The following is a 21,317-nucleotide window of genomic DNA, read 5'->3' on the forward strand; positions in this document are numbered from 1 at the left end:
ACGGCTAGGACGCGGGCTTCTTGCAGCTGAAGCTCGCGGCTTGATCGGTCGAGCCCTTGCCGTCCCACTGGGCCGTCTTCGGATAGGCGCAGAGGGGGCGGGTCTTGAGGGTCTTGGCCGGGAAGCCCAGCAGGCCGGCATAGTCGTTGTCGGTCTTGGCCGCGATGACCACGTCCGGCGCCGCGCCGCCTTCGACCCAGCCGTCCAGCGTGGCCAGCATGTCGAAGGTGTCGGGGCCCGGACCGCCGAAGCAGTGCGACATGCCCGGGACCATGAACAGGCGCGAGAAGCCGTCGGCCGACTTGACGCCCATCTTGGCGCGGACGGCGTCATAGTACTGGATCGTCGAATAGGGCGTGATCGCCGCGTCGGCCCAGCCGTGATAGAGGATCAGCTTGCCGCCCTTGGCCTTGAAGGCCGACAGGTCGGGGTTGTCGGAGGCGACGGTCGGGGCCAGGCGCCTGGCCGCCTTCAGGTCGCGATCCAGGTTCAACTGGGCCAGCTGCCAGCCGGTGTCCGAATAGACGAAATTGGCGAAGAACGAGCGGGCGAAGGACGGGTGCTGGGCCTTCTCGCCGCTGATCCACAGCGGCCAGGCGTTGGGCACGGCCTCGCCGCCGGCCGGATAGCCGGGGAAGATCGCCTTGCCGCCGGCGCCGCGCGGGCCCTGGTACAGCTTGCGCAGGCCGTCGACCTGGGGCGGGGTCAGGCAGTCGCCGGTCTTGCCGTCCTTGCACTCGACGACGGCCGGATCGAAGCGGCACTGGCGCGGGTCCTCGATGACCCCGTCGGCGACGCCGTCCAGCTTGTCGCACTGGGCCAGGACCGCCTTCTGGACGATCGCCAGGTTGGTCTCGGTGAGACGGCTTTCGGCGCGTTCGTGCACGGCCTTCCACGACCAGGCGAAGCTGCCCATCAGCCGGGTCCAGGGCGCGGCCGGCGCGCCGGCGACGATGCCGTCGAAGTCGCCGGGATAGCGCTGGGCCTCCATCAGCGCCTCGCGGCCGCCGTCGGAACAGCCGGAGAAATAGGCGCGCTTGGGAGCCTTGCCGTAGTGGGCGGCGATCAGGGCCTTGGCGAAGACGGCGGTCTCGTGATTGGCGCGGTGGCCCCAGTCGACGATCTTCTCGGGCTGGTTCAGCGCCCAGTTGGCGTCGCCGCCGGCCCCGTCCTCGGTGTGGCCCATGTCGGTGCCGGCCGTCGCGTAGCCGGCCTTGACCGCCGGGCGCATGGCCAGGCGCGGACCGCCCAGCGTGCCGCCGTAGCCGCCGTTGCCGGTGGCCATGAACTTGCCGTTCCAGCTGCCTTCGGGCGGCAGCCAGACCTCGACCTTGATCGACGAGGACGCGGTGGGCGCCAGGGTGGCGTTGACCCGGCAATAGGCGGCGGCGCTGGGCAGCGGCGGGATGCCGAAGACCTCGATCTCCTGCAGGCCGCCGACCGGGATCGCCTTGACGGCGGTGATGGTCGCGCCGGGGATCTTCACCTTGGCCAGGTCGTCGCAGGAGGTGGCGGCCTGGGCCTGGCCGGCGAGCATGGCCGCGCCGAGGGCGGCGAGGGAAGCGATCGAGGCGACGGCGGCGGAGCTCATTGGATCACCGTTTCTTGCAGGGAAATCTTGGTGGGGGCGACGGGCGCGTCGGCCGAGCGGGCGGCGATCTCGGCCACCATCTTCTCGTGCGACGCCCGGGTGATCGGATAGAAGGCGATCAGGCCCGCCGAGGTCAGGCCGCCGACCAGCGGGATCCAGAACATCATCGCCTTGATGCCGGCCAGGGTCTCGGGGCTTTGCGGCGCGTTGGGCACGTAGCCGACGTGGGTCAGGGCGATGCCCAGGAAGCCCGCGCCCAGGCCCAGGGCGGCCTTCTGGCCCAGGACCAGCAGGCCGAACACCAGGGACTCGGTGCGCACGCCCGTGCGCCATTCGCCGTACTCGACGGTGTCGGGCAGCATGCCCCAGAAGCAGACGATGTAGGACGCCAGGCCCATGGCCTGCAGCACCACGGCGGCCAGCAGCAGGGTCACGCCCTGGCCGTCGGCGAAGTGCCAGAGGATCAGGCCCGCGAGGCCCGGAACCGCGCCGATCAGCCAGGCGGCGCGCTTGCCCACCAGCCGCACGATCACCGCGAAGGCGGGCACGCAGATCGCCGCGGTCAGGGCGCCCACGGCCAGGGCCGCGCTGCCCAGCTTGGCGTCGCCGACCACGTATTTGAAATAGTAGAGCAGGTTCTTGGAGAACATCGTGCCCGAGAAGGCGCTGAGCACGACCGCGCCCAGCACCAGCAGCAGGGCGCGGTTGGCCAACAGGCTGCGGACGACGTCGCGCACCGGGCGCGGGGCGGGCGGCGCCTCGTCGGCGACGTCCAGGCCGCGCGCGGCCCAGGCCACGGCCAGCAGGCACAGGGCCGAGATCGCGCCGTAGACGGCGGCGACGATCAGCCAGCCGCGACGCGGCGCCTCGGGCGTCGACAGGGCCTGGGCCAGCGGCAGGGTCAGGGCCGCGACGGCGATCGCCGCCAGGGTGCCGAACACCATCCGCACGCCCGCCATGTCGCCCCGCTGGGTGCTGTCCTGGGTGATGCGGGCGAACAGGGCCGCATAGGGGATCGAGACCACGGCGTAGAGGGTGCGGAACAGGATGTGGGTGACCGCCGCGAAGGCGATCGCGCCGGCGGTCGGGGCGGCGGGACCGACGAACAGGGCCATGAAGCCCAGGGCCAGCGGCGCCGCGCCCAGCAGCAGGTACGGACGATAGCGGCCCATGCGCGAGCGGGTGCGGTCGACCAGCGCGCCCAGGATCGGGTCCAGCGCCGCGTCCCAGATCAGGGCCGCCATGTAGATGAAGCCGGCCGTGGCGGCCGGCAGGTCCAGGGCGTCCGTATAGAAGAACAGCAGGTAGAGCCCGGCCGTCTGCCAATACAGGTTGAACCCGAAATCACCGACCCCGATCGCCGCCTTGCGGACGGCCGTCAGCCTGGGCGCGTCGCCCTGCGTCAAGCTTGGCATCTCTTCCCCGTTTCCTCGTCGGGGCTGGACCAATCGGCGCGCCCCGTTTATTCACCAGTTGTATAACGAAATCACAATGCCTCTGGGGGAATGGAATGTCAAAGCCGCTGATCGATGTTCGTGGAAGCCGGTTCGTCGATGCGTACGGGCGGCACGCCATCCTCCGCGGGGTCAATCTGGGGGGCGACTGCAAGGTGCCCTGGCCCGACGGCGGCACCGACCGGCCCAGCGATTTCTCCGACCATCGCACGGTCAGCTTCGTCGGTCGGCCGTTCCCCCTGGAGGAGGCCGACCAGCACCTGGGCCGCATCGCGCGCTGGGGTTTCAACACCCTGCGCCTGCTGACCACCTGGGAGGCGGTCGAGCACGCCGGGCCTGGCCAGTATGACGAAGACTATCTCGACTACTTCGCCGCCGTGGTCGAACGGGCCCGGGCCCATGGCCTGTTCGTGTTCGTCGACTTCCACCAGGACGTCTGGAGCCGGATGAGCGGCGGTGACGGCGCGCCGGGCTGGGTGTTCGAGGCGCTGGGCCTGGACTTCACGCGGTTCGACGCCGCCGACGCCGCCCACGTCATGCAGCATCGCTACGACTACGCCAGCGAGGAGGCGCGGCAGGAAGACCGCTATCCGATGATGAGCTGGGCCGGCAACTATCGCCTGGCCGCCAACGGGATCGCCTGGACCGCCTTCTTCGCCGGCGAGATCCTGACGCCCGACTGGACGGTCGAGGGCCGCAACGTCCAGCGCTTCCTGCAGGAGCACTATCTGGGCGCGATGACGGCCGTGGCCCGGCGCGTGGCCCACCTCGACAACGTCGTGGGCTTCGACAGCTTCAACGAGCCCGGCCTGGGCTGGGTCGGCCTGCCGATGAGCACGCCGCGCCTCCAGGCGACCCCGGCCGATCCCCTGCCGATCTGGCCGGGCCGGGCCTGGACCCCGCTGGACGGCCTGCGGGCCGCGCGCGGACGCACGGTGTCGATCGCGCGCCTGGGCTGGAGCGACGAGCGCGGCGTGCTGCGGGTCATCGACGAGGAGCCGGCCAATCTGGCGGGCGCCTCGATCTGGCTGGACGACGGCCCCGATCCGTTCGAACGGGCCGGCGCCTGGCGGTTCGATGACGCGGGCGACCAGGTGCTGGACGAGGACTTCTTCCGCCTGCGCGACGGCGCGCCCATCGATCACGAGAACCAGTGCATGGCGCCGTTCTTCGCCCGGGTGGCGCAGACGATCCGCGCCGTGCGGCCCGACTGGCTGCTGTTCGCCGAGCTCTGCCCGTACCTGGTCGGCACCGGCCGGATGTTCCCCGACGCCATGCCCGAGCGCAGCGTCAACGCCACCCACTGGTACGACATCGACATCCTGCGCAAGAAGCGGTTCGACCCCGACCAGGACGCCGACGCCCTGCGCGCCCGCTACTTCAACCAGATGGCCTATATCGGCTGGCTGGGCACGCGGTTCGGCCAGGACGGCGCGCCGACCCTGATCGGCGAGTTCGGCATTCCCTATGACCTGAACGACGGCGAGGCCTTCGAGGCCTGGGCGCGCGGCGAGCGCGGCGAGGGCGTGTGGACCGCCCACGCCCAGGCATTGGCGCTGATGTACGACGCCCTGGACGCCCTGCAGCTGTCGTCCACCCAGTGGAACTACACGGCCAGCAACCGCAACGATCTGCGGATCGGCGACGGCTGGAACCAGGAGGACCTGTCGATCTTCTCGCCCGACCAGGCCGGCGATCCGGGGCGCAACGATCCCGACGCGGGGGCGCGCGGCCTGCTGGGCTTCTGCCGGCCCTACGCGCCGCTGACCCAGGGCGTGATCAGCACGATGGCCTATGCCGACGGGCGCTTCGAGCTGGGGGTGGAGGCCGATCCCGCCATCGCGGCGCCGACCGAGATCTATGTCCCCGAAGTCCGCTTCCCGGACGGCGTGCGGGTCAGCGTCTCGCAAGCCGGGGCCCGCTGGACCCACGACCGCGCGGCGCAGACGGTGCGGGTCTGGGCCGTCGAGGCCGGGCCGCTCGAGATCGTGGTGGAGGGGGCCTAGGGCTCCCGCTCCCTAGGCTCCGAAACGAAAAAAGACCGGAGGGGATTTCCCCCTCCGGTCAGCGAACGCGAAGCCTCGGGCCTCGGCGTTTCGAGGTCGGCCTGGCTTGCAAGACCCCAGGCCGACCCCGCTTTCGTCAGTAGCGCAGGTTCAGGGTGACGCCGTAGCGGCGGAAGGCGTCGCCGGTCAGCACCTGGCTGTAGTCGCCCTTGCCGCCAAACGGCGTGCCGAACAGGGCGCTGGGATAGCGCTTGTCGGTCAGGTTCTTGCCCCACACCGCCAGCTTCCAGCGGTCGTTCTCGGACCCGATCCCGATGGTGGCGCCCAGGATCCCGTAGCTGTCGATCTGGGTGGCGGGATCGCCGGTGGCCGAGGCGCTGTAGCGGTCGCGCCAGCCGTAGTCGGCCGAGGCGTTGAACGCCAGGCCGTGGCCGATAGGACGTTCGTAGATCGCCGCGAAGCTGGCCTTCCATTTGGACACCCCGCTCAGCCGCTGGCCGGAGGCGTCGTAGCCGTAGAGGCCGGGCGCGATCAGCACGCAACCCGTCGGCGTCACCAGCGGGTCGCACGAGATCGGCGCGAAGTCGCCGTAGCGGGCGTCGATATAGGCCGCCGCGGCGGTGACCATCAGGCCGGGCGCGAGGATCGCCGTCAGGTCGGCCTCGATCCCCTTGGTCTTCAAGTCGCCGGCGTTGATCGTGCGGAACGCGGGCGGGGTCAGGGTGAAGTCGACGGTCTGGGCCTGATAGTCCTCGAACTTGGTGCTGAAGGCCGCCAGGTTCAGCACGGCCAATCCGCCCAGCAGGGTGGTCTTCACGCCCAGCTCGTAGCTGGTCGGGATCTCGGGGCCGACCTCCTGGCTGGTCGTGGCGTTGCTGACGCCGGTCTGGTTGAAGCCCGGGCCCTTGTAGCCGCGCGAGATCGTCGCGTAGCCCATGGTCCGCTCGGCGAACTGGTACTGGGTCCCCAGCCGCCAGGAGACATTGGTCTCCTTGGCCGTGTCGTCGAAGGTGACGGTGGGGTTGATCCCGAAATAGCCAGGGCGGGTGAACTGGTGGAAGTCCAGGCTGACCTTGTCGTGGGTCAATCGAGCGCCGGCGATCAGCGCCAGCTTGTCGTTCAGCTGATAGTGGGCCTGGCCGAAGGCGGCGTAGCTGGCGGCGTCAACCAGGCTGTTGATCGTGGAGTTGACCACCGGGGCTGGGAAGACCCCGAAGGTGCCGGTCTGGTCGGTCACCTGGTTGGTCTTCTGGCGGTAGTAGTAGAGGCCGGCCACGTATTCCAGCTTGCCGCCCGTCGGCGAGGCCAGGCGCAGTTCCTGGCTGACCTGGCGCAGGTCCTGGTTGGAGATGTTGTCGTTGAGGATGTTGATCGGCAGGCTGTCGGAGTCGCCGTTGCTGAAGTCGAAGTCGCGCCGGCCGGCGGTGATCGAGGTCAGGGTCTGGCCGCCCGGCAGGCTCCAGTCGACCTGGGCCGCGAAGCCGTAGTTCTCGCGGTCCTTGTACTGCGGGCCATCGATGCAGAGGTCGGTGTTCTCGGGCGAGGCCTTCACGCCGCAGCCGGCATAGACGAAGGCCAGGGCGCCGACCGGATTGACCGCGTAGGGCGACCAGGTGAGCGACTGGTCCTGCTTGGCGTAGTCGGCGGTGATCAGCACGTCGACGGTGTCGCTGGGCCGCCACAGCAGCTTGGCGCGGCCGCCCCATTCGTCGTTGCCGTTGAAGCGGCGACCGTCGAACTTGTTGTTCAGCACCCCGTCCAGCTTGTTGACGAAGCCGCCGACCCGCAGGGCCGCCTTGTCGCCCAGCGGCAGGTTCACGGTGGCGTCGGACTTGTTGTAGCCGTCCTCGCCGAGGTTGAAGTTGCCGATGGCCTCCAGCCGGCCGATCTTGGGCGCGTTGGTGGTGATGCTGACCAGGCCCGCCGAGGCGTTCTTGCCGAACAGCATGCCTTGCGGACCGCGCAGGATCTCGACCCGGGCCACGTCGTAGAAGCTGCCCAGCGCCATTTCGGGCCGGCCCAGCACGACGCCGTCCAGCACGGTCGAGACCGTGGGCTCGATCGAGGTCGAGAAGGTCGAGGTGCCCACGCCGCGCACCGACACGCCGAACGAGGTGGCCTCGAAGCTGGGCACCACCAGCTTCAGCTGGTCGATGTTGCCGATGTTGCGGCGCTGCAGTTCGGTCTCGCCGACCACGCTGACGGCCACCGGCACGTCCTGCAGCTTTTCCTCGCGCTTCTGGGCGGTGACGACCACTTCGGTGATCATCATCACGTCGTCGGACTTGGTCTCCTGGGCCATGGCCTGGCCGGCCGCCAGGGCGGTGAGCGAGACGCCCACGGCCAGCACTGTCTTCAACCTGATCATTGTTTCCCCTCTTTCTTGTTGTCTGTTCAGCGTCCGGCCTGGTCGTCCCTCAGGGCTCCCAGGGCGCGGATGCGGTCCGGCGTCGGCTTCAAGGCCGCGCCGTCGTTGGCCACCGTCATGCGTTGGTCGGTCGCCGGGTCGTATCGGGGCCAGCCGGGATCGCCGGTCTTGGCGAAGGTCGCCCAAGTGTCGGCCCAGCGCGTCGCCGTCGCCTGGTCGGCGGGCGAGGGCGGATCCTTCAGCTTGCCCAGGGTGTCGAAGACGTAGCCGAGGTCGCTGGAGTGCGGCGCGCCCCGCCAGTCCTTGCGCTTGGCCTCGGCCACGTAGCCGAAGCTGTAGGTCCAGACGGGCTGGCCGGACTTGGCGGCGCGGGTCGCCAGGGCGTGGGCGGGCTCGACGAAGGTCGCGTCGCTGGGCAGGTCGGCGTTCATCGCCGACTTGTCGCCGTAGACGGCCAGCAGCCGATCCTCGGGCAGGCCCAGCTGGCCGATCAGCCGGCCGGCGAACATGCCCTTCAGGAAGCTCGGAATGATGCCCAGCTCGTCGCTGGCGGCGCCGATCAGCAGCGGGATCTTGGCCTGTTTGCCGGCGCCGAAGCCTTCGACGGCCGAGCCGGTCACCAGGCGGCCGTCGACCACCGGTCCGGAGAAGGTGGCCTCCTCTCCGTTCAGCAGGTCCAGCTTGCCCAGCAGCTTGGCGGCGGGCAGGGCGCGCAGGGCCGCGGCGTCCGCGCCCTTCACGCCGGCCTTGTCGGCGAAGGCGACGCCGATGCTCTCGGCCGAGACCTTGCCCGGCCGGTCGGTCGCCAGGAACGGCCAGACGTCGCGGCCGCCGCCCGACTGGACGATGGCCTGCCGGAACAGGCCCTTCGCTTCGGGGATCAGCATCAGCTGGCCGACCGAGCCGCCGCCGGCCGACTGGCCGAAGATCGTCACGCGGCTGGGATCGCCCCCGAGGGCGGCGATGTTGGCCTTGACCCAGGCCAGGGCGGCCACCTGGTCCATGAAGGCGTAGTTGGCCTTGGGCTCGTCGGGATGCTCGGCGTCGATGGCCGGGTGGGCGAAGAAGCCGAAGCGGCCCAGGCGGTAGTTGAAGGTCACGACCACGACGCCGCGCCGGGCCAGGGCCGCGCCGTCGAACACCGGCTGGCTGCCCGAACCCATCACGTAGCCGCCGCCGTGGATCCACACCATCACCGGGGCCTTCGTGGCGCTGGCGGGCGTCCAGACGTTCAGCGTCAGGCAATCCTCGCTGACCGGCAGCTTGGTCTGGGTGTCGTCCCAGCCCACCCGGTTCTGCATGCAGTCGGACCCGAAGACCTGGGCGTCGCGCGCGCCGGCCCAGGCCTGGGCCGGTTGCGGCGGCCGCCAGCGCAGCGGGCCGACAGGGGGCTGGGCGTAGGGCACGCCCTTGAAGATCCGCACATCGTTCTCGAGGTAGCCGCGCAGACCGCCGCTCGCCACCGTCGCCTCGACGGGCGCCAGGGGCGCGGTCGGCGCCGGTGTCTGGCTCTTGGCCCCGCAGGCCGCCAGGCTGATCGCCACGGCCAGCACGGGCGCGACGCGGCGGGTCAGGGTGGATTTCGGGCGCAAGTCGAGCATCGGCGTTTCCCTCGGACTCTCTCGGTCCGTCCCATATGTTACGTTATGCAGTTGTATAATGAAATGTCGAGACTGATTCACCGATTGGTGAGCCAATTTCCATTCCCGTGCGACTATTGCTAGTCTCACGCCCCCGCGCGCAGGTTGCGTCGAACCCGATTCCACGAGGATTCCGTCTTGAACATTCGCGCGCGCCAGAAGGCGGCCACCCAGGCCAGCATCCTCCAGGCGGCCCTGGAGATCTTCTCCGAGCAAGGCTTCGAGGGCGCGTCGACGCGGGAGATCGCCGCCAAGGCCGGCGTCCACCATGCGCTGATCAAGTATCATTTCGACAACAAGGACGCCCTGTGGCGCGCCGCCGTCAGCTTCCTGTTCAAGCGCCAGGCCGAGGAGCTGCAGCTGCCGGCGCCCGGCGACCCGGCCCATGGCTCGTATCGCGATTTCGCCAAGGCCGTGATCCGCTCGGTGGTGCTCTATTCGGCGCGTCATCCCGAACACGCCCGCCTGATGGTCCAGGAGAGCGTGCGCGACAGCGAGCGATTTCGCTGGGCGGCCGACGAGTTCATCGTCGAGACCCGCAACGCCGCCGAGCGCTTCATCGTGCTGTGCCAGAAGGAAGGCATCCTGCCCAAAGTCTCGGTGGCGGCCTCGGTCTACATCTTCGTGGGCGCGGCCCAGCTCTTCTACACCCTGGCGCCCGAAGTCCGGCGGGTGTGGGGCCTGGACCCCTCCGATCCGAAGGTGATCGAGGACCACGCCGACGCGCTGGTGGCGATCATGGTGCGCTGAGACCCCTCGACTTTCGTTATGCATCTGCATAACGTGATCGTCGATAACCAGCGCCGCCGAGTAGGACGGACGCAAGGCATAGGGGAGATGACGCGATGGCGCGGACGACGATGACGGCCCTGGCGKCGGGCATGATGGCGATGGCCCTGTGCGGCGTGGCGCCCAGCGCGGCCCTCGCGCGGCAGGCCGCGGCGGCCCAACCCTACTTCACCCTCGACACCAAGATCGCCGACATCTTCGCCGATCCCAACGCCCGCACCGTGTTCGGCGAGTTCTTCCGCAAGCGCGGCGAGGCGGCCGGCCAGCCCGAGGCCACGCCCGAGGAGCAGGCCAACACCGCCCAGGTGATCAAGAACTTCACCCCGCGCCAACTGGCCGCCTTCCCCCAGGCCAATCTCGACGAAGAGGGCCTGAAGGCCTTGGGCGACGCCTTGGCCAAGGTGCCGGCGCCCGCGACCCCGGCCGCGCCCGCCGCGAACTGATCCGCCGATGACCGGCACGACGCGACGCGGCGCCCTGGGCGGGGCGGCGGCCCTGGCCGGCTGGCTGGCGGCGGACAAGAGTCTGGCCGCGCCCTCTGTGGCCGCGTCGCCAGTTCACCCGCGCGCCGAATACGCGGTCGAGCCCATCGGTCTGGACGAGCCGCATCCCCGGCTGATGTGGCGGCCGCCGGTCGCCGGCCAGAGCGCCTGGCGCGTGCAGGTGGCGGCCTCCCAAGCCGATCTGCTGGCCGGCCGGACGACCTGGGACAGCGGCAAGGTCGCCGGCGTCCACACGGTCGAAGCCGCCTATGCTGGACCGACCCTGGCGGCGCGCGACCGCCGCGTCTGGCGCGTCCGCCTGTGGGACGCGTCCGGCCGGCCCGGTCCTTGGAGCGCGCCCGCCGCCTTCGAGATGGGGCTGCTTTCGCCGAAGGACTGGGGTGACGCGACCTGGATCGGACGTCACACAGCGCCGCCCAAGGGCTGGGCCGACCAGACCCTGACGATCGACTTCACCCTGAAGGGCCGGTTCTTCGACGTGCTGTTCCGGGCCCGCCCCGAGGGCAAGACCTATGGCGAGGCCTATATGCTGCGCGTCGGCGAGGTGGACGGCGCGCCGTCGCTGATGCTGCAAGTGCGGCAATATCCCGGCGGATCCAGTCCGGCGGTCAAGCTGAAGCGTCTGCAGGTCTGGCCCTTGCCGCCCACGCTCGTCCCGCTGGGCGGCCGACGTCGTCGCCTGACGATCGAGGCCAAGGGGACGTCGCTGCGCTTCGCCCTGGACGGCGCGCCGGTCGGGACGCTGGACGACGCGACCCAAGGCGAGGGGACCTTCGGCTTCCTGGCCCCGGAGGCCGAGGCCGCGACGATCCACGCCGTCGAGCTGAAGGCGCCGGATCGGCCGGGCTTCGCCAGCACGTTCCCGGACGGCGACAATCCCTTCACCGGCGGCGACGTCGGCGACCAGGGCCTGGTGATCGCGTCCGGCGTGCCGGGCAAGGACATCGTCGCGCCCCTGGCCCATCCCGCGCCCTTGCTGCGACGGGCCTTCGTCGTGAACGGGACGATCGTCCGCGCGCGGCTCTACACCGCCGCCGGCGGCTGGGCGGCGCTCAGCCTCAACGGCCGGCAGGTCGGGGCCGGCGCCTTGGCCACCGGCTGGACGGCCTACGACAAGCGCGTGCTCTACCAGACCCACGACGTCACCGACCTGCTGAAGGCGGGCGACAACGTGCTGGCGGCCGAGCTGGGACGCGGCTGGTACGGTGTGACCGAGCCCAACGAATGGTACTTCCACAAGGCGCCCTGGACCGCCGAGCCGGCGCTGAAGGCGCGGCTGGAGATCGCGCTGGCCGACGGCTCGACCCAGGTGCTGGTCAGCGACGGGACCTGGCGGACCCTGGACGGTCCCTGCCTGTGGGACTCGATCTATGCCGGCGAGCGGCGTGACGCCCGACGCGAGCCCGTAGGCTGGCGCGTCGATGGCTTCGACGACCGCGGCTGGGACCTCGCCCTGACGGCGAAGGGGCCGGCCGGACGCCTGGTCGCCGCCGTCCACGAGCCGATCGCGCCGGTCGCGCGCCATGCGGCCGTGTCGGTGAAAGAGGTGAAGCCCGGCGTCTGGCTGTTCGATTTCGGCCGTATCCGCACGGGCGCGCCGGAGCTGAACACCACCGGTCCCGCCGGGCGGACAGTGTCGATGGTGCTGGCCGAGAAGCTGCGCAAGGACGGCGCGATCCAGGTCGCCAGCGGGCTGATCGACGCCCAGCTGATGACCTATCGCTACACCCTGGCCGGGACAGGACGCGAGACCTGGCGGCCGGCATTCGGCTATGGCGGCTTCCGCTATGTGCAGGTCACGGGGCTGGAAGGACCGCCCGCCGCCGATGCCGTGGTCGCCGTCGAGATCCATTCGGCGGTGACCTCGAACGGCGTCTTCGACTGCGGCGACGACCTGGTCAACCAGATCCACGACGCCGCCCGCCAGGGCCTGCTGAACAACCTGCACGCCGCCCAGACCGACACGCCCAGCCTGGAGAAGAACGGCTGGACGGGCGACGCCCAGGCCTCCTCGGCCGCGGCGGCGATCAATTTCGACGTCGTGGGCACCTGGGAGAAATGGCTGGGCGATTTCGTCGACGCCCAGGCCCCCAGCGGCGAGCTGCCCGAGATCGTGCCGTCTACGCCGTTCTACGGGTTCGAGAACTCGCCGGGCTGGAACTACATCTGGGGCCCGACCCCGGCCTGGGACGCCGCCGCCTTCATCCTGCCCGAGGAGCTGGCCCTGCGGTTCGGCGACGACCGGATCGGGACCCGGTTGCGCGAGATGCAGAAGCGCCTGGCCGACTACACGGCGGGTTTCCTGAAGGCGCCGGACTATCGCTACGACCACGGCCTGGGCGAATACGCCGCCGCCGGGCCGACGGGGCCCGTCGACTCCACCTCGACCGCCTTCGCCTTCCACATGCTCAAGGCGACCGGCCAGGCCGAGCTCGCGGCCAAGGTTCGCGCCGCCTACAACGGCCGCTACTGGGACGCGGCGGCCAGGCGCTATGTCGCGCCGGCCGAGGGCGGCAAGCCCGCGCCCTACGCCCAGACCATGAACGTGCTGCCCGTGGCGCTGGGCCTGGTCCCGGACGGACAGGCCCAGGCGGTGATGGACGGCCTGGCCGCCGACATCGCCGCCAAGGGCTACAAGCTGGACGTCGGGGTCTACGCCCTGCGCTACCTGCCGCGCCTGCTCAGCGACCATGGCCATGGCGAGGTGGTCTGGAAGGTCGTGACCCGCACCGACGAGCCCAGCTGGGGCTTCTGGCTGAAGAACGACATCCGCAGCATGCCCGAGGGCTGGGGCCTGGGCTCCCGCTCATGGAACCACCACTACTTCGCCTCGATCAGCAGTTGGTTCTACGAGGGCCTGGCGGGCATCCGGCCTGCCGCGCCGGGCTATGCGCGCGTCCAGGTGCGTCCCGTCGTGCCCGACGGGCTGACCCGGGCGGGAGCCCGCCTGGTCACGCCGCGCGGCGAGATCGGTTCGCGCTGGCGTCGCGAGTCCGACGGCGCGGTCACGCTGGACGTCGCCATTCCGGGCGCATGCGACGGCGAGGTCTGGCTCCCGAACGGCGGCGCGCGGCTGACCCGTCCGCCCCCGGGCGCGCGTTGGCTCGGTCGGCGAGGCGATGTGGCCGGCTACGGGGTCGTGCCGGGGGAATGGACCTTCCGGTTCAGGCCGGTCTGAACCGTCTCCACGGGAGGAGGCGCGTCCAGGGCCTCGCGCAGGGCGGGCTGGCGGGAGCGGCTGACGGGCAGGGGCGCGCCCTCGCTCAGGTGCAGCCGCCAGCGGTCGCCGTCGCGCTCCAGCCGCTGCACGTGGTCCAGATTGGCGATCACCGAGCGGTGGATGCGCAGGAAGTTCGCCGGTAGCTGGGTCGTCAGACCGTCTAGGCGCGCGGCGTGCAGCAGGCTGCGGCCGCCCGCCATTCGCAGCTCGACATAGTCGTCGGCGCCCACCACGGCCAGGATCTCGGCGAGGGGCGCCAGCTCGACGCCGCGCGCCGAGGCCACGGTCAGGCGGTCGGGGCGGCTGGCGGCGCGGGTCAGGGCGGCCTCGCGGCCCCGGTCGTCGCGGCCCAGCCGCACCATCTCGACCACCAGCAGCGGCAGCACCAGGCCGGCGGCAAGCAGGAAGTAGGAGAAGTCGGCCAGCCATTCGGGGAAGCCCAGGGCCAGCACCAGGAACAGCGCCAGATAGGCCAGGGTCAGCCGCGCGCCGGGTCGCTTGTCCCACACGCCGGCCGCGGCCGGCAGGGCGGCCAGCGCCACCCCCAGGATCAGCGCCCAGACTGTCTTGAAGTCGAAGCCCGGAAGCAGGGCCGTGGCGCCGACCACGCCCAGGGTCAGGCCGATCATCAGGCCGCGCGCCCTGGGCAGGAACCGGGTTGCCACATAGCTGACCAGCAGGACCGCGAAGGCGGCCGCCAGCAGCCAGATCGCGCTCATCCGCCAGGCGTGCAGGGGATAGGGGTAGTCGAACATCGTCCGCAGGGTCTCGACGATGGCCTGCAGGGCCGCGACCCCGGCCATGGCGGCCAGCAGCAGGCTGGACCCGGTGCGGCGCATGGCGTGGATGACACCGAAGCCGAACGCCGCCGCCAGCAGGGCGCCGGCCGTCACGAAGGTGACCGCCAGCAGCGCGATGCGCGACGGATAGGGATGGGGCAGGACGACGATCGCGCTCATCGGGCGGGCGAACCGCAGGCCGCCGTGGAAGGACGACAGGTGCAGCACCAGGGTGTTCGCGCCGGGCCGCCAGGCGGTCTCGCGGATCGGGAAGACCGCCTGGTAGCGCCCGGGGGTCTCTTCCCGGGCCGTGGCGCCGGGGCGGCCGTTGACGCCCAGGGGCTTGCCGTTGAGCCAGACCTCCGACGAGGCGACGCCCGCCACATAGAGCGCGCGCGGCTGGGTGTCGCTCGGGACGGCGATCATGGAGCGGATCCAGAGCTCACGACCCTGGGGATCGACGAAATCCTGGATCGGACGGCAGTCGCTGAGCACAGGGCCGTCCGGCCCGGCCGCGCCGCGGCAGGTCTGCCATCGCATGTCGTGGGCGTGGGCCAGGGTCGTCAGGCCGGCCAGGAGCAGGCCGAGAAGCAGGGTTCGGAACATGGCCCCACTCTAAGGCGCCGCTCGCCGAGATGCGCCGCCATTCGCCGATGATGGGGCGCCATTGACCGAAGCGGCGTGGCGGACGGCCCCGCCGACGGCTCAGCTGTCGGCATGACCCACATCTCGCTCAATCGCCGCGCCCTGCTCTCCGCCGCCGGCCTGGTTCTTCCGGGCCTGGCTCTTCCCGCCCTGGCGTTTTGCCAGGCCCCCACCGCTCCGACCCAGGCGGGCCCTTTCCGCTTCAAGGACCGGAAGGGCCAGGAGACCGACGCCGAGCGGGGCTTCTTCGAGGTCCCGGAGGATCGGCGCGATCCCGGCTCGCGGAAGATCCGGCTGGGCTATGTCCGCTTCGCCTCGACGGCGGCCAAGCCCGGTCCGCCGATCGTCTACCTGGCTGGCGGTCCGGGTGGCGAGGGAACGGGGGCGGCGACCGGACCCCGCTTCCCGATCTTCATGGCGTTGCGCGAAGTGGCCGACGTCATCGCCTTCGACCAGCGCGGCACGGGCCTGTCCAGGAGCATCCCGGCGCGGCCGGCCTCGACGCGCCCGCCGCCGGTGTTCACGGAAGCCGGGCTGACGTCGTATTTCCGCGACGAGTTCCAGAAAGCCTGGGTCGACTGGACCAAGGCCGGCGTGGCCATGACCGGCTACAACACAGAGCAGAACGCCGACGACATCGACGACCTGCGACGCCACCTGGGCGCGGAGAAGATCGACCTCTGGGGCATCAGCTACGGCTCGCACCTGGCGCTCAGCGTGCTCAAGCGCCACGGCGACAGGGTGAACCGCGTGGCCCTGGCCAGCCTGGAGGGCCAGGACCAGACGGTGAAGCGCCCGGCCCGGATCGACGCGCTTCTGCGCCAGGTGGACGACCTGCTGGCCGCCGACCCGGCCGTCCGCGCCGCCGTGCCGGACCTGCCGGCCCTGATGCGCCGCGTGCACGCCAATCTGGAGGCGCGGCCGGCCGTGACGAAGGTCACGCTGAAGGGCGCGCCGGGCGAGATCCGAATGGGCGGCTTCTGCGTCCAGCTGCTGGCGGGCGGGCTGATCGCCAACCCCAACACCCTGTCCATGCTGCCGGGCCTGTACCTGGCCCTCGATGGGGGACGGACCGACGTGCTGGCGCCGTTCCTGGGCGATGTGGCCGACCTGCTGGGCGTGACCGGCATGCCCGAGGCCACGGACCTGGCGTCCGGCATCTCGCCGGGCCGCCTGGCCCTGATCCGGCGCGAGGCGAAGACCGCCGTGCTGGGCGAGGCGCTGAACTTCCCGATGCCGCAGCTGCTGGGCGCCGTCCCGGGCGCCGACCTGGGCGAAGGTTTCCGGACCTCGATCCGCATCGACCATCCCGCCCTGCTGGTCGCGGGCACGCTGGACGGCCGCACGCCGCTGGCCGAGCAGGACGAGGTGGCGGCCCAGTTCCAGCGCAAGTCGCGGGTGATCGTCGAGAACGCCGGCCACAACGTCTTCGAGGCCCATCCCGACGTGCAGGCTCTGCTGGTGCGGTTCTTCCGCGGCGAGGCGGTGGCCGACACCCGCCTGAGCCTGCCGCCGCCGAAGTTCCGGCTGGCGTGATGGAAACGGAAGCCGTGGAGGGCGCCGGTCAGGGCGTCCTCCACGGTGATCCGTCCGTATTCGGACGATTTGGATTCAGGCCTGGTCGACCAGGTTGGCCGAGATGTTGTTCCAGGCCGCGCCGGTCCACTGCGCCCTGGCGACGGTCGTGTTGATGGTGTCGCCGCCGATGTCGATGCGCGCGCTGTCGAACAGATAGTCGTCGTTCCAGTACCAGCGCGTGACCAGGTAGTCGCCCTGCGGGTCGCTGCCCACGTGGACATAGAGGTTGGCGACCCCGTCCTTGTGATCGACCGAGATGATGCTGGGCATGGTGCTCATCGGCACGTTGACCACCCTGCTGTGCTGGCCCCAGTTGACGAAGGCCTCGTCTGTGTACCAGGCCACGTTGATCCGCAGCGAATTGTGCGTCAGCGCCTGCACCTGGTCGTTCAACCCGCCGGAAATCAGCAGGCTCTGCGGCACGCCGGAGGACATCGCCTGCAGCTGGGCCAGGCTCTGGCTCTGGATCGTGGCCTGACCCGCGGTGGCGGCGCTGATCAGTCGACCGGCCAGACCGCGTTGGGCGGGGATGGCGAACTCGCCGTTGGTGATCATGCTGCGGCAGGTGCCGATGATATAGCTCAGCGCCGCGTATTCCGCCGACAACTGGCTCAGGGCGTTCAGCGCCGAGCCGAGGCTGAGCGCGTTGGGCTGGCCGATGTCGTTCAGCTTCTGCTGGATCTGCGAGAACTGGTCCCAGGTGACGCAGATGAAGGAGACGGGCGCGCCCTTGACGTCCGGGATCCCGCTGTCGCTCAGGATGATGGCCTGGGCGGCGCCGAGCATGCCGTCCGGGTCGGTGCGGCTGAAGCCGGCGCCGGGGGAGGCCCCGACCAGACTGGAGTTGGAGGTCAGGTCATAGTATCCGACGATCGAGCTCAGGCCGGTGCTGAAGTCGGCGTTGACGGAGCCCTTGATCCCAAAGCCCGAGGCCGACGCCGACATCGAGGCCGAGATCGATTCCTTGTGGCTGGCCGAGTGGGTGTCCAGGCGGATGTAGCCGGCGAACGAGCCGCCGTACGAAACCCCGATCACGCAATGGGTGCCATACCGGTTGATGAAGTTGGTCGGGCCGTTGGGACCGCCCAGCAAGGCCAGGGCGTCAGCCGAGATCGTGGCCTTGGTGATGTCGAGATAGATGTCGGCGGTGCGAACGTCGCGCAGCGCCATGTACGACATCGAGGTGTCGGTCGAGGCGTTCGCGCTGGCGAAGGCCACCGAGGCCGTGGCCGACCAGCTCAGGCCCGAGGCCGACACGGCGCCGCCGGCGTTCAGGAAATCGGAGAAGTCCGAGCTGCTCTTGACGACCTTGACGTTGAGATTGTCCTGGTTGCGCTGTTGCGGCGCCAGCTTGACGATGTTCCCGACGCAGTTGGCCCCGGACACCACGCCGCCGGTGATGCAGTTCACGCCGGAGCCGAAGATGTTGCCGGCCCGGGAATCGATCGCGCAGATTTCGAGAGTCGTGTTGAAATTGGGCATGCCGCCCTCCCTGACGAGATTTCTTTTTTTGGCCGTGGTGGCTCTCAAGGCCGCCCACCAGGATCGCGGCGCACTCGGCGGGAGGAGGCGGTGGGGCTCGACGAGGGACGCCTGAGCTGGTCGCCGTCCGGCCCCCAGCCGGACGACGCCGACCTGGCGTCCCTCGTCCCTCGCCCCCCGCGGGCCCCCCGGCGTTCTTGCTTGCTCCCCGCGTCTTTCGCGAAGGTTCGTCTCGATGACCCAAGCAACGCCTAGTTGCCTCGTCGACGCTCGGAGAGCAACGTTCGGCCTGTCGCAAGATATGATGACGTCAACTCGCGCGAGCTCTGCGAATCCTTATGGGATCGGGTTTTCCGGTCGACGCGCGCAGGGGAGGGACATGACGACCGAGGCGACGCCCCATCCGACTCCCTTGGCCATCGTCCTGGTCGAGGACGACGTGGCCTTTCAGGACGCCTTCCGCGCGGCGGTGGGCGCCGCGTCGGATCTTTCGGTGATCGGCGTGGCGGCCACCGTGGCCCAGGCGCGGATCCTGTTGCAGGGGCCGGCGGCCGACGTGCTGGTCGTGGACCTGGGCCTGCCCGACGGCTCGGGCATCGACGTCATCCGCGAAGCCCACGCCCTGTGGCCCGACTGCGCCATCATGGTCTCGACCACCTTCGCCGACGAGCGGCACGTGATCGCCTCGATCGAGGCCGGCGCCAGCGGCTACCTGCTCAAGGACAGCGCGTTGCCGGCCATCCCCGAGGACATCCGTGTGCTGCACGGCGGCGGCAGTCCGATCAGCCCGCGCATCGCCCGCCAGGTGCTGATGCGCTTTCGGCCCGACGAGAAGCCGGTCTCGACCGACGACGCGGCGGCCGCCGACAAGGCCGCCGCGCCCAGCCTGTCGGAGCGCGAGCAGGAGACCCTGCAGCTGATCACCCGGGGCTTCTCGTTCGACGAGATCGCCGAGCTGATGAACGTCTCGCGCAATACGGTGCTGACCTTCGTGCGGCGCATCTACACCAAGCTGGAGGTCCGCTCGAAGACCGAGGCGGTGTTCGAGGCGCGGGCCCATGGGCTCCTCTAGTCCCGCCTCGTCCGAGGTCGCCTCCGGCGCCGCGCCGCCCTTCGCGCGGTGGCCGTCCTGGCTCGGCTTCGCGGCGGCGGCGGCCATCCTCGTCGTCCTGGCCCTGGCGATCTCGATGGCCGGCGGCGGCGAGCGGATCGGCTCGGCCAGCCTCGTCCGGTACGACACCACCGGCTACCAGCCGCCCCCGGCGACCAGCGCGGGAGCCGTTCCGCGCGACGGGGCCGCGGTGGTGCGGCTGCCCTACGCCCCGGCCCCGGCCTGGCTGCCCAGCACCGATCCCTCGCCCCAGCGCATCGCCACCCAGGTGAGCTGGTACAGCCTGGAGGTCCCGGCCCTGGCCGACGACGGCGAGCAGCTCTACCTCTACATCCCGCGCTGGAAGTCGGACGGCTCGCTGGCCGTCTACGCCGATGGCGCGCTGGTCTACCAGTCGCACGCCAACCTGCAATGGAACGGCTCGAACCAGCCGATCTGGATCGCCCTGCCGCACACCACCAGCTCGCATCCGCCGCGCACCCTGGACCTGCGGCTGCAGCACGTGCGCGGCATCGGCGGGGCGTTCTCGTCGGTCTGGATCGGGACGCATCGCCAGCTGGCGCCGCGCTACGACCTGCGCGACACCTTCCAGGTGAGACTGCCGGCCTTCTCGGCCGCCTCGTTCCTGGCCACCGGGGTCTTCGCCCTGTTCGTCTGGTTCAGCCGGCGGGGCGAGCCGATCTACCTGCTGTTCTTCCTGATGTCGGTGGTCTGCTTCCTGCGCATGCTGCACACCTTCGTCGGCCTGCAGCCGCTGATGGTCTCCGACGCCTGGTTCGGCTGGATCACGGTCAATTCGCTCTACTGGATGATGATCGTGCTGCACCTGTTCGCGGCCCAGCTCCACGGCGTGCGCCAGCCGCGCCTGACCTGGGCGATCGTCGCCAACGGGGCCGGCTGGACCCTGGCCACCCTGCCGGGCCTGCTGGACGCGACGCTGATCTCGTCCCTGGTCTACATCAACATCCTGATCGTCGGCCTGGTGGTGTCGGTGAACGGGATGCGGCAGTCGGTGCGGGCCGGCTCGACCTTCGCCATGCTGCTGTCGGCCTGGAGCCTGCTGGCCATCGGGGCCGGCGCCTACGACTGGGGCCTGCAGCAGAACCTGGTCAACATCGAGAGCGTGTTCCTGACCAACTTCGCCGGCGTCGGGATCACCATCGTCTTCTGGTACATCATGTTCCGCCGCTACATCGAGGCGCTGGAGACGGCGACCCTGGCCAAGGCCGACCTCGCCCGGCGCCTGGCCCAACGCGAGGCCGAACTGACCGACAGCCACGCGCGGTTGCGCGAGGTCGAGCACCGCGAACTGCTGCACCAGGAGCGCCAGCGGCTGATGCAGGACATGCACGACGGCCTGGGCTCGACCCTGGTCGGCGCGCTGCGCGTGGTCGAGAACGGACGGGCGGCCAAGCTCGATCTGGTCGGGGTGCTGCGCGGCTGCATCGACGACCTGAAGCTGACCATCGACTCGATGGAGCCGGTCGAGACCGACCTGCTGCTGCTGCTGGCCACCCTGCGGTTCCGGCTGCAGCCGAGGCTGGAGGCCAGCGGGGTCAAGCTGATCTGGAACGCCGACGACGTGCCGCCGCTGGAGTGGCTGGACCAGCGCCACGCCCTGCACATCCTGCGCATCCTGCAGGAGGCCTTCGCCAACATCCTCAAGCATTCGGGAGCGGGCGAGATCCGGGTCTCCGTGACCACCGAAGGCGACCGCGTGGAGATCCGGGTGCGCGACGACGGCGCCGGCTTCGACCCGGCCGCGCCGTCGAACGGCGGCCGCGGCCTGGCCAACCAGCTGCGCCGCGCCGAGGCGATCGGCGCGACCATCGTCTGGGCCCCGAGCGAGCGGGGCGCGTGCCTGGTCCTGGCGCTGCCCGTCGTCAAGCCGGCGGCCGAGCCGCGCCAGGCGGCGGAATAGGAGCCTCACGATCGGTAGGGGTCATCCACCCGGCGGCTTGAGGGCATGGTCCTCTGAAGGTTTCCCCCTCGACCCGGCTGGTCCTACAACGCCCGACCGCCCGGGAAGGCCATGATTACGGCGTCGCGTGAGCGCGTCTTCGGGTGGATCGTTCCGCGATCACTGTTATCCGGTTAAGATTTGCGGCATAGTGCCGCGAAAATGGGCGGCGCCACGCTGGGTGGCCGGAG

Annotated in this window: 13 protein-coding genes; 7 read left to right on the forward strand and 6 right to left on the reverse strand. The window is 70.4% G+C overall.

The window, feature by feature from the left end:
- Positions 1–4 precede the first annotated feature (4 nt).
- The gene (locus AC1DMQ_RS00645) at positions 5–1,591 is read right to left on the reverse strand and encodes a tannase/feruloyl esterase family alpha/beta hydrolase (protein WP_477031615.1); all 1,587 of its coding nucleotides are present in this window, start codon (positions 1,589–1,591) and stop codon (positions 5–7) included.
- The gene (locus AC1DMQ_RS00650) at positions 1,588–3,006 is read right to left on the reverse strand and encodes an MFS transporter (RefSeq protein WP_477031616.1); all 1,419 of its coding nucleotides are present in this window, start codon (positions 3,004–3,006) and stop codon (positions 1,588–1,590) included. Before AC1DMQ_RS00650 ends, AC1DMQ_RS00645 begins: the two co-directional genes overlap by 4 nt.
- Before the next feature lie 95 nt (positions 3,007–3,101).
- On the opposite strand from AC1DMQ_RS00650, the gene AC1DMQ_RS00655 reads away from it, so the two are divergent.
- Complete coding sequence (locus tag AC1DMQ_RS00655) at positions 3,102–5,051, forward strand: cellulase family glycosylhydrolase (RefSeq protein ID WP_477031617.1); 1,950 nt, start codon at positions 3,102–3,104, stop codon at positions 5,049–5,051.
- A 136-nt stretch (positions 5,052–5,187) separates the two neighbouring features.
- Here AC1DMQ_RS00655 and AC1DMQ_RS00660 read toward each other — a convergent pair whose 3' ends face one another.
- Both AC1DMQ_RS00660 and AC1DMQ_RS00665 read right to left on the reverse strand, forming a co-directional pair.
- Positions 5,188–7,419, reverse strand: coding sequence for a TonB-dependent receptor (locus tag AC1DMQ_RS00660; protein WP_477031618.1), 2,232 nt, complete (start codon positions 7,417–7,419; stop codon positions 5,188–5,190).
- 26 nt (positions 7,420–7,445) lie between these two features.
- Positions 7,446–9,020, reverse strand: a complete 1,575-nt coding sequence (locus tag AC1DMQ_RS00665; RefSeq protein WP_477031619.1) for a carboxylesterase/lipase family protein — start codon at positions 9,018–9,020, stop codon at positions 7,446–7,448.
- 177 nt (positions 9,021–9,197) lie between these two features.
- Here AC1DMQ_RS00665 and AC1DMQ_RS00670 point away from each other — a divergent pair, with 177 nt between their 5' ends.
- From AC1DMQ_RS00670 to AC1DMQ_RS00680, 3 genes are all read left to right on the forward strand, one after another.
- Positions 9,198–9,809, forward strand: coding sequence for a TetR/AcrR family transcriptional regulator (locus tag AC1DMQ_RS00670; RefSeq protein WP_477031620.1), 612 nt, complete (start codon positions 9,198–9,200; stop codon positions 9,807–9,809).
- A 95-nt stretch (positions 9,810–9,904) separates the two neighbouring features.
- Positions 9,905–10,291 carry a hypothetical protein gene (locus AC1DMQ_RS00675; protein ID WP_477031621.1) on the forward strand — a complete coding sequence of 129 codons (387 nt, stop codon included), beginning with the start codon at positions 9,905–9,907 and terminating at the stop codon, positions 10,289–10,291.
- 7 nt (positions 10,292–10,298) lie between these two features.
- Complete coding sequence (locus AC1DMQ_RS00680; protein WP_477031622.1) at positions 10,299–13,529, forward strand: family 78 glycoside hydrolase catalytic domain; 3,231 nt, start codon at positions 10,299–10,301, stop codon at positions 13,527–13,529.
- Here AC1DMQ_RS00680 and AC1DMQ_RS00685 read toward each other — a convergent pair.
- Positions 13,481–14,956, reverse strand: coding sequence for a LytR/AlgR family response regulator transcription factor (locus AC1DMQ_RS00685; RefSeq protein ID WP_477031623.1), 1,476 nt, complete (start codon positions 14,954–14,956; stop codon positions 13,481–13,483). The genes AC1DMQ_RS00680 and AC1DMQ_RS00685 overlap by 49 nt on opposite strands.
- A gap of 111 nt (positions 14,957–15,067) precedes the next feature.
- Here AC1DMQ_RS00685 and AC1DMQ_RS00690 point away from each other — a divergent pair, with 111 nt between their 5' ends.
- On the forward strand, positions 15,068–16,531 hold the full coding sequence (locus AC1DMQ_RS00690; protein ID WP_477031933.1) for an alpha/beta hydrolase: 1,464 nt from the start codon (positions 15,068–15,070) through the stop codon (positions 16,529–16,531).
- 75 nt (positions 16,532–16,606) lie between these two features.
- On the opposite strand, the gene AC1DMQ_RS00695 is transcribed toward AC1DMQ_RS00690, so the two are convergent.
- Positions 16,607–18,055, reverse strand: a complete 1,449-nt coding sequence (locus AC1DMQ_RS00695; protein WP_477031624.1) for an MAC/perforin domain-containing protein — start codon at positions 18,053–18,055, stop codon at positions 16,607–16,609.
- A gap of 379 nt (positions 18,056–18,434) precedes the next feature.
- Here AC1DMQ_RS00695 and AC1DMQ_RS00700 point away from each other — a divergent pair, with 379 nt between their 5' ends.
- On the forward strand, positions 18,435–19,127 hold the full coding sequence (locus AC1DMQ_RS00700) for a response regulator (RefSeq protein ID WP_477031625.1): 693 nt from the start codon (positions 18,435–18,437) through the stop codon (positions 19,125–19,127).
- Positions 19,114–21,087, forward strand: coding sequence for a sensor histidine kinase (locus AC1DMQ_RS00705; RefSeq protein ID WP_477031626.1), 1,974 nt, complete (start codon positions 19,114–19,116; stop codon positions 21,085–21,087). The genes AC1DMQ_RS00700 and AC1DMQ_RS00705 overlap by 14 nt, the downstream gene beginning before the upstream one ends.
- The last annotated feature ends 230 nt before the right edge of the window (positions 21,088–21,317 follow it).

It is taken from the genome of Caulobacter sp. 05L422, from assembly GCF_056397765.1.

Excerpts from the sequence above, each read along its gene's own strand:
- AC1DMQ_RS00645 (WP_477031615.1), bottom strand. The coding sequence starts at position 1,591 with ATGAGCTCCGCCGCCGTCGCCTCGATCGCTTCCCTCGCCGCCCTCGGC.
- AC1DMQ_RS00650 (WP_477031616.1), bottom strand. The coding sequence starts at position 3,006 with ATGCCAAGCTTGACGCAGGGCGACGCGCCCAGGCTGACGGCCGTCCGC.
- AC1DMQ_RS00655 (WP_477031617.1), top strand. The coding sequence starts at position 3,102 with ATGTCAAAGCCGCTGATCGATGTTCGTGGAAGCCGGTTCGTCGATGCG.
- AC1DMQ_RS00660 (WP_477031618.1), bottom strand. The coding sequence starts at position 7,419 with ATGATCAGGTTGAAGACAGTGCTGGCCGTGGGCGTCTCGCTCACCGCC.
- AC1DMQ_RS00665 (WP_477031619.1), bottom strand. The coding sequence starts at position 9,020 with ATGCTCGACTTGCGCCCGAAATCCACCCTGACCCGCCGCGTCGCGCCC.
- AC1DMQ_RS00680 (WP_477031622.1), top strand. The coding sequence starts at position 10,299 with ATGACCGGCACGACGCGACGCGGCGCCCTGGGCGGGGCGGCGGCCCTG.
- AC1DMQ_RS00685 (WP_477031623.1), bottom strand. The coding sequence starts at position 14,956 with ATGTTCCGAACCCTGCTTCTCGGCCTGCTCCTGGCCGGCCTGACGACC.
- AC1DMQ_RS00690 (WP_477031933.1), top strand. The coding sequence starts at position 15,068 with ATGACCCACATCTCGCTCAATCGCCGCGCCCTGCTCTCCGCCGCCGGC.
- AC1DMQ_RS00695 (WP_477031624.1), bottom strand. The coding sequence starts at position 18,055 with ATGCCCAATTTCAACACGACTCTCGAAATCTGCGCGATCGATTCCCGG.
- AC1DMQ_RS00700 (WP_477031625.1), top strand. The coding sequence starts at position 18,435 with ATGACGACCGAGGCGACGCCCCATCCGACTCCCTTGGCCATCGTCCTG.
- AC1DMQ_RS00705 (WP_477031626.1), top strand. The coding sequence starts at position 19,114 with ATGGGCTCCTCTAGTCCCGCCTCGTCCGAGGTCGCCTCCGGCGCCGCG.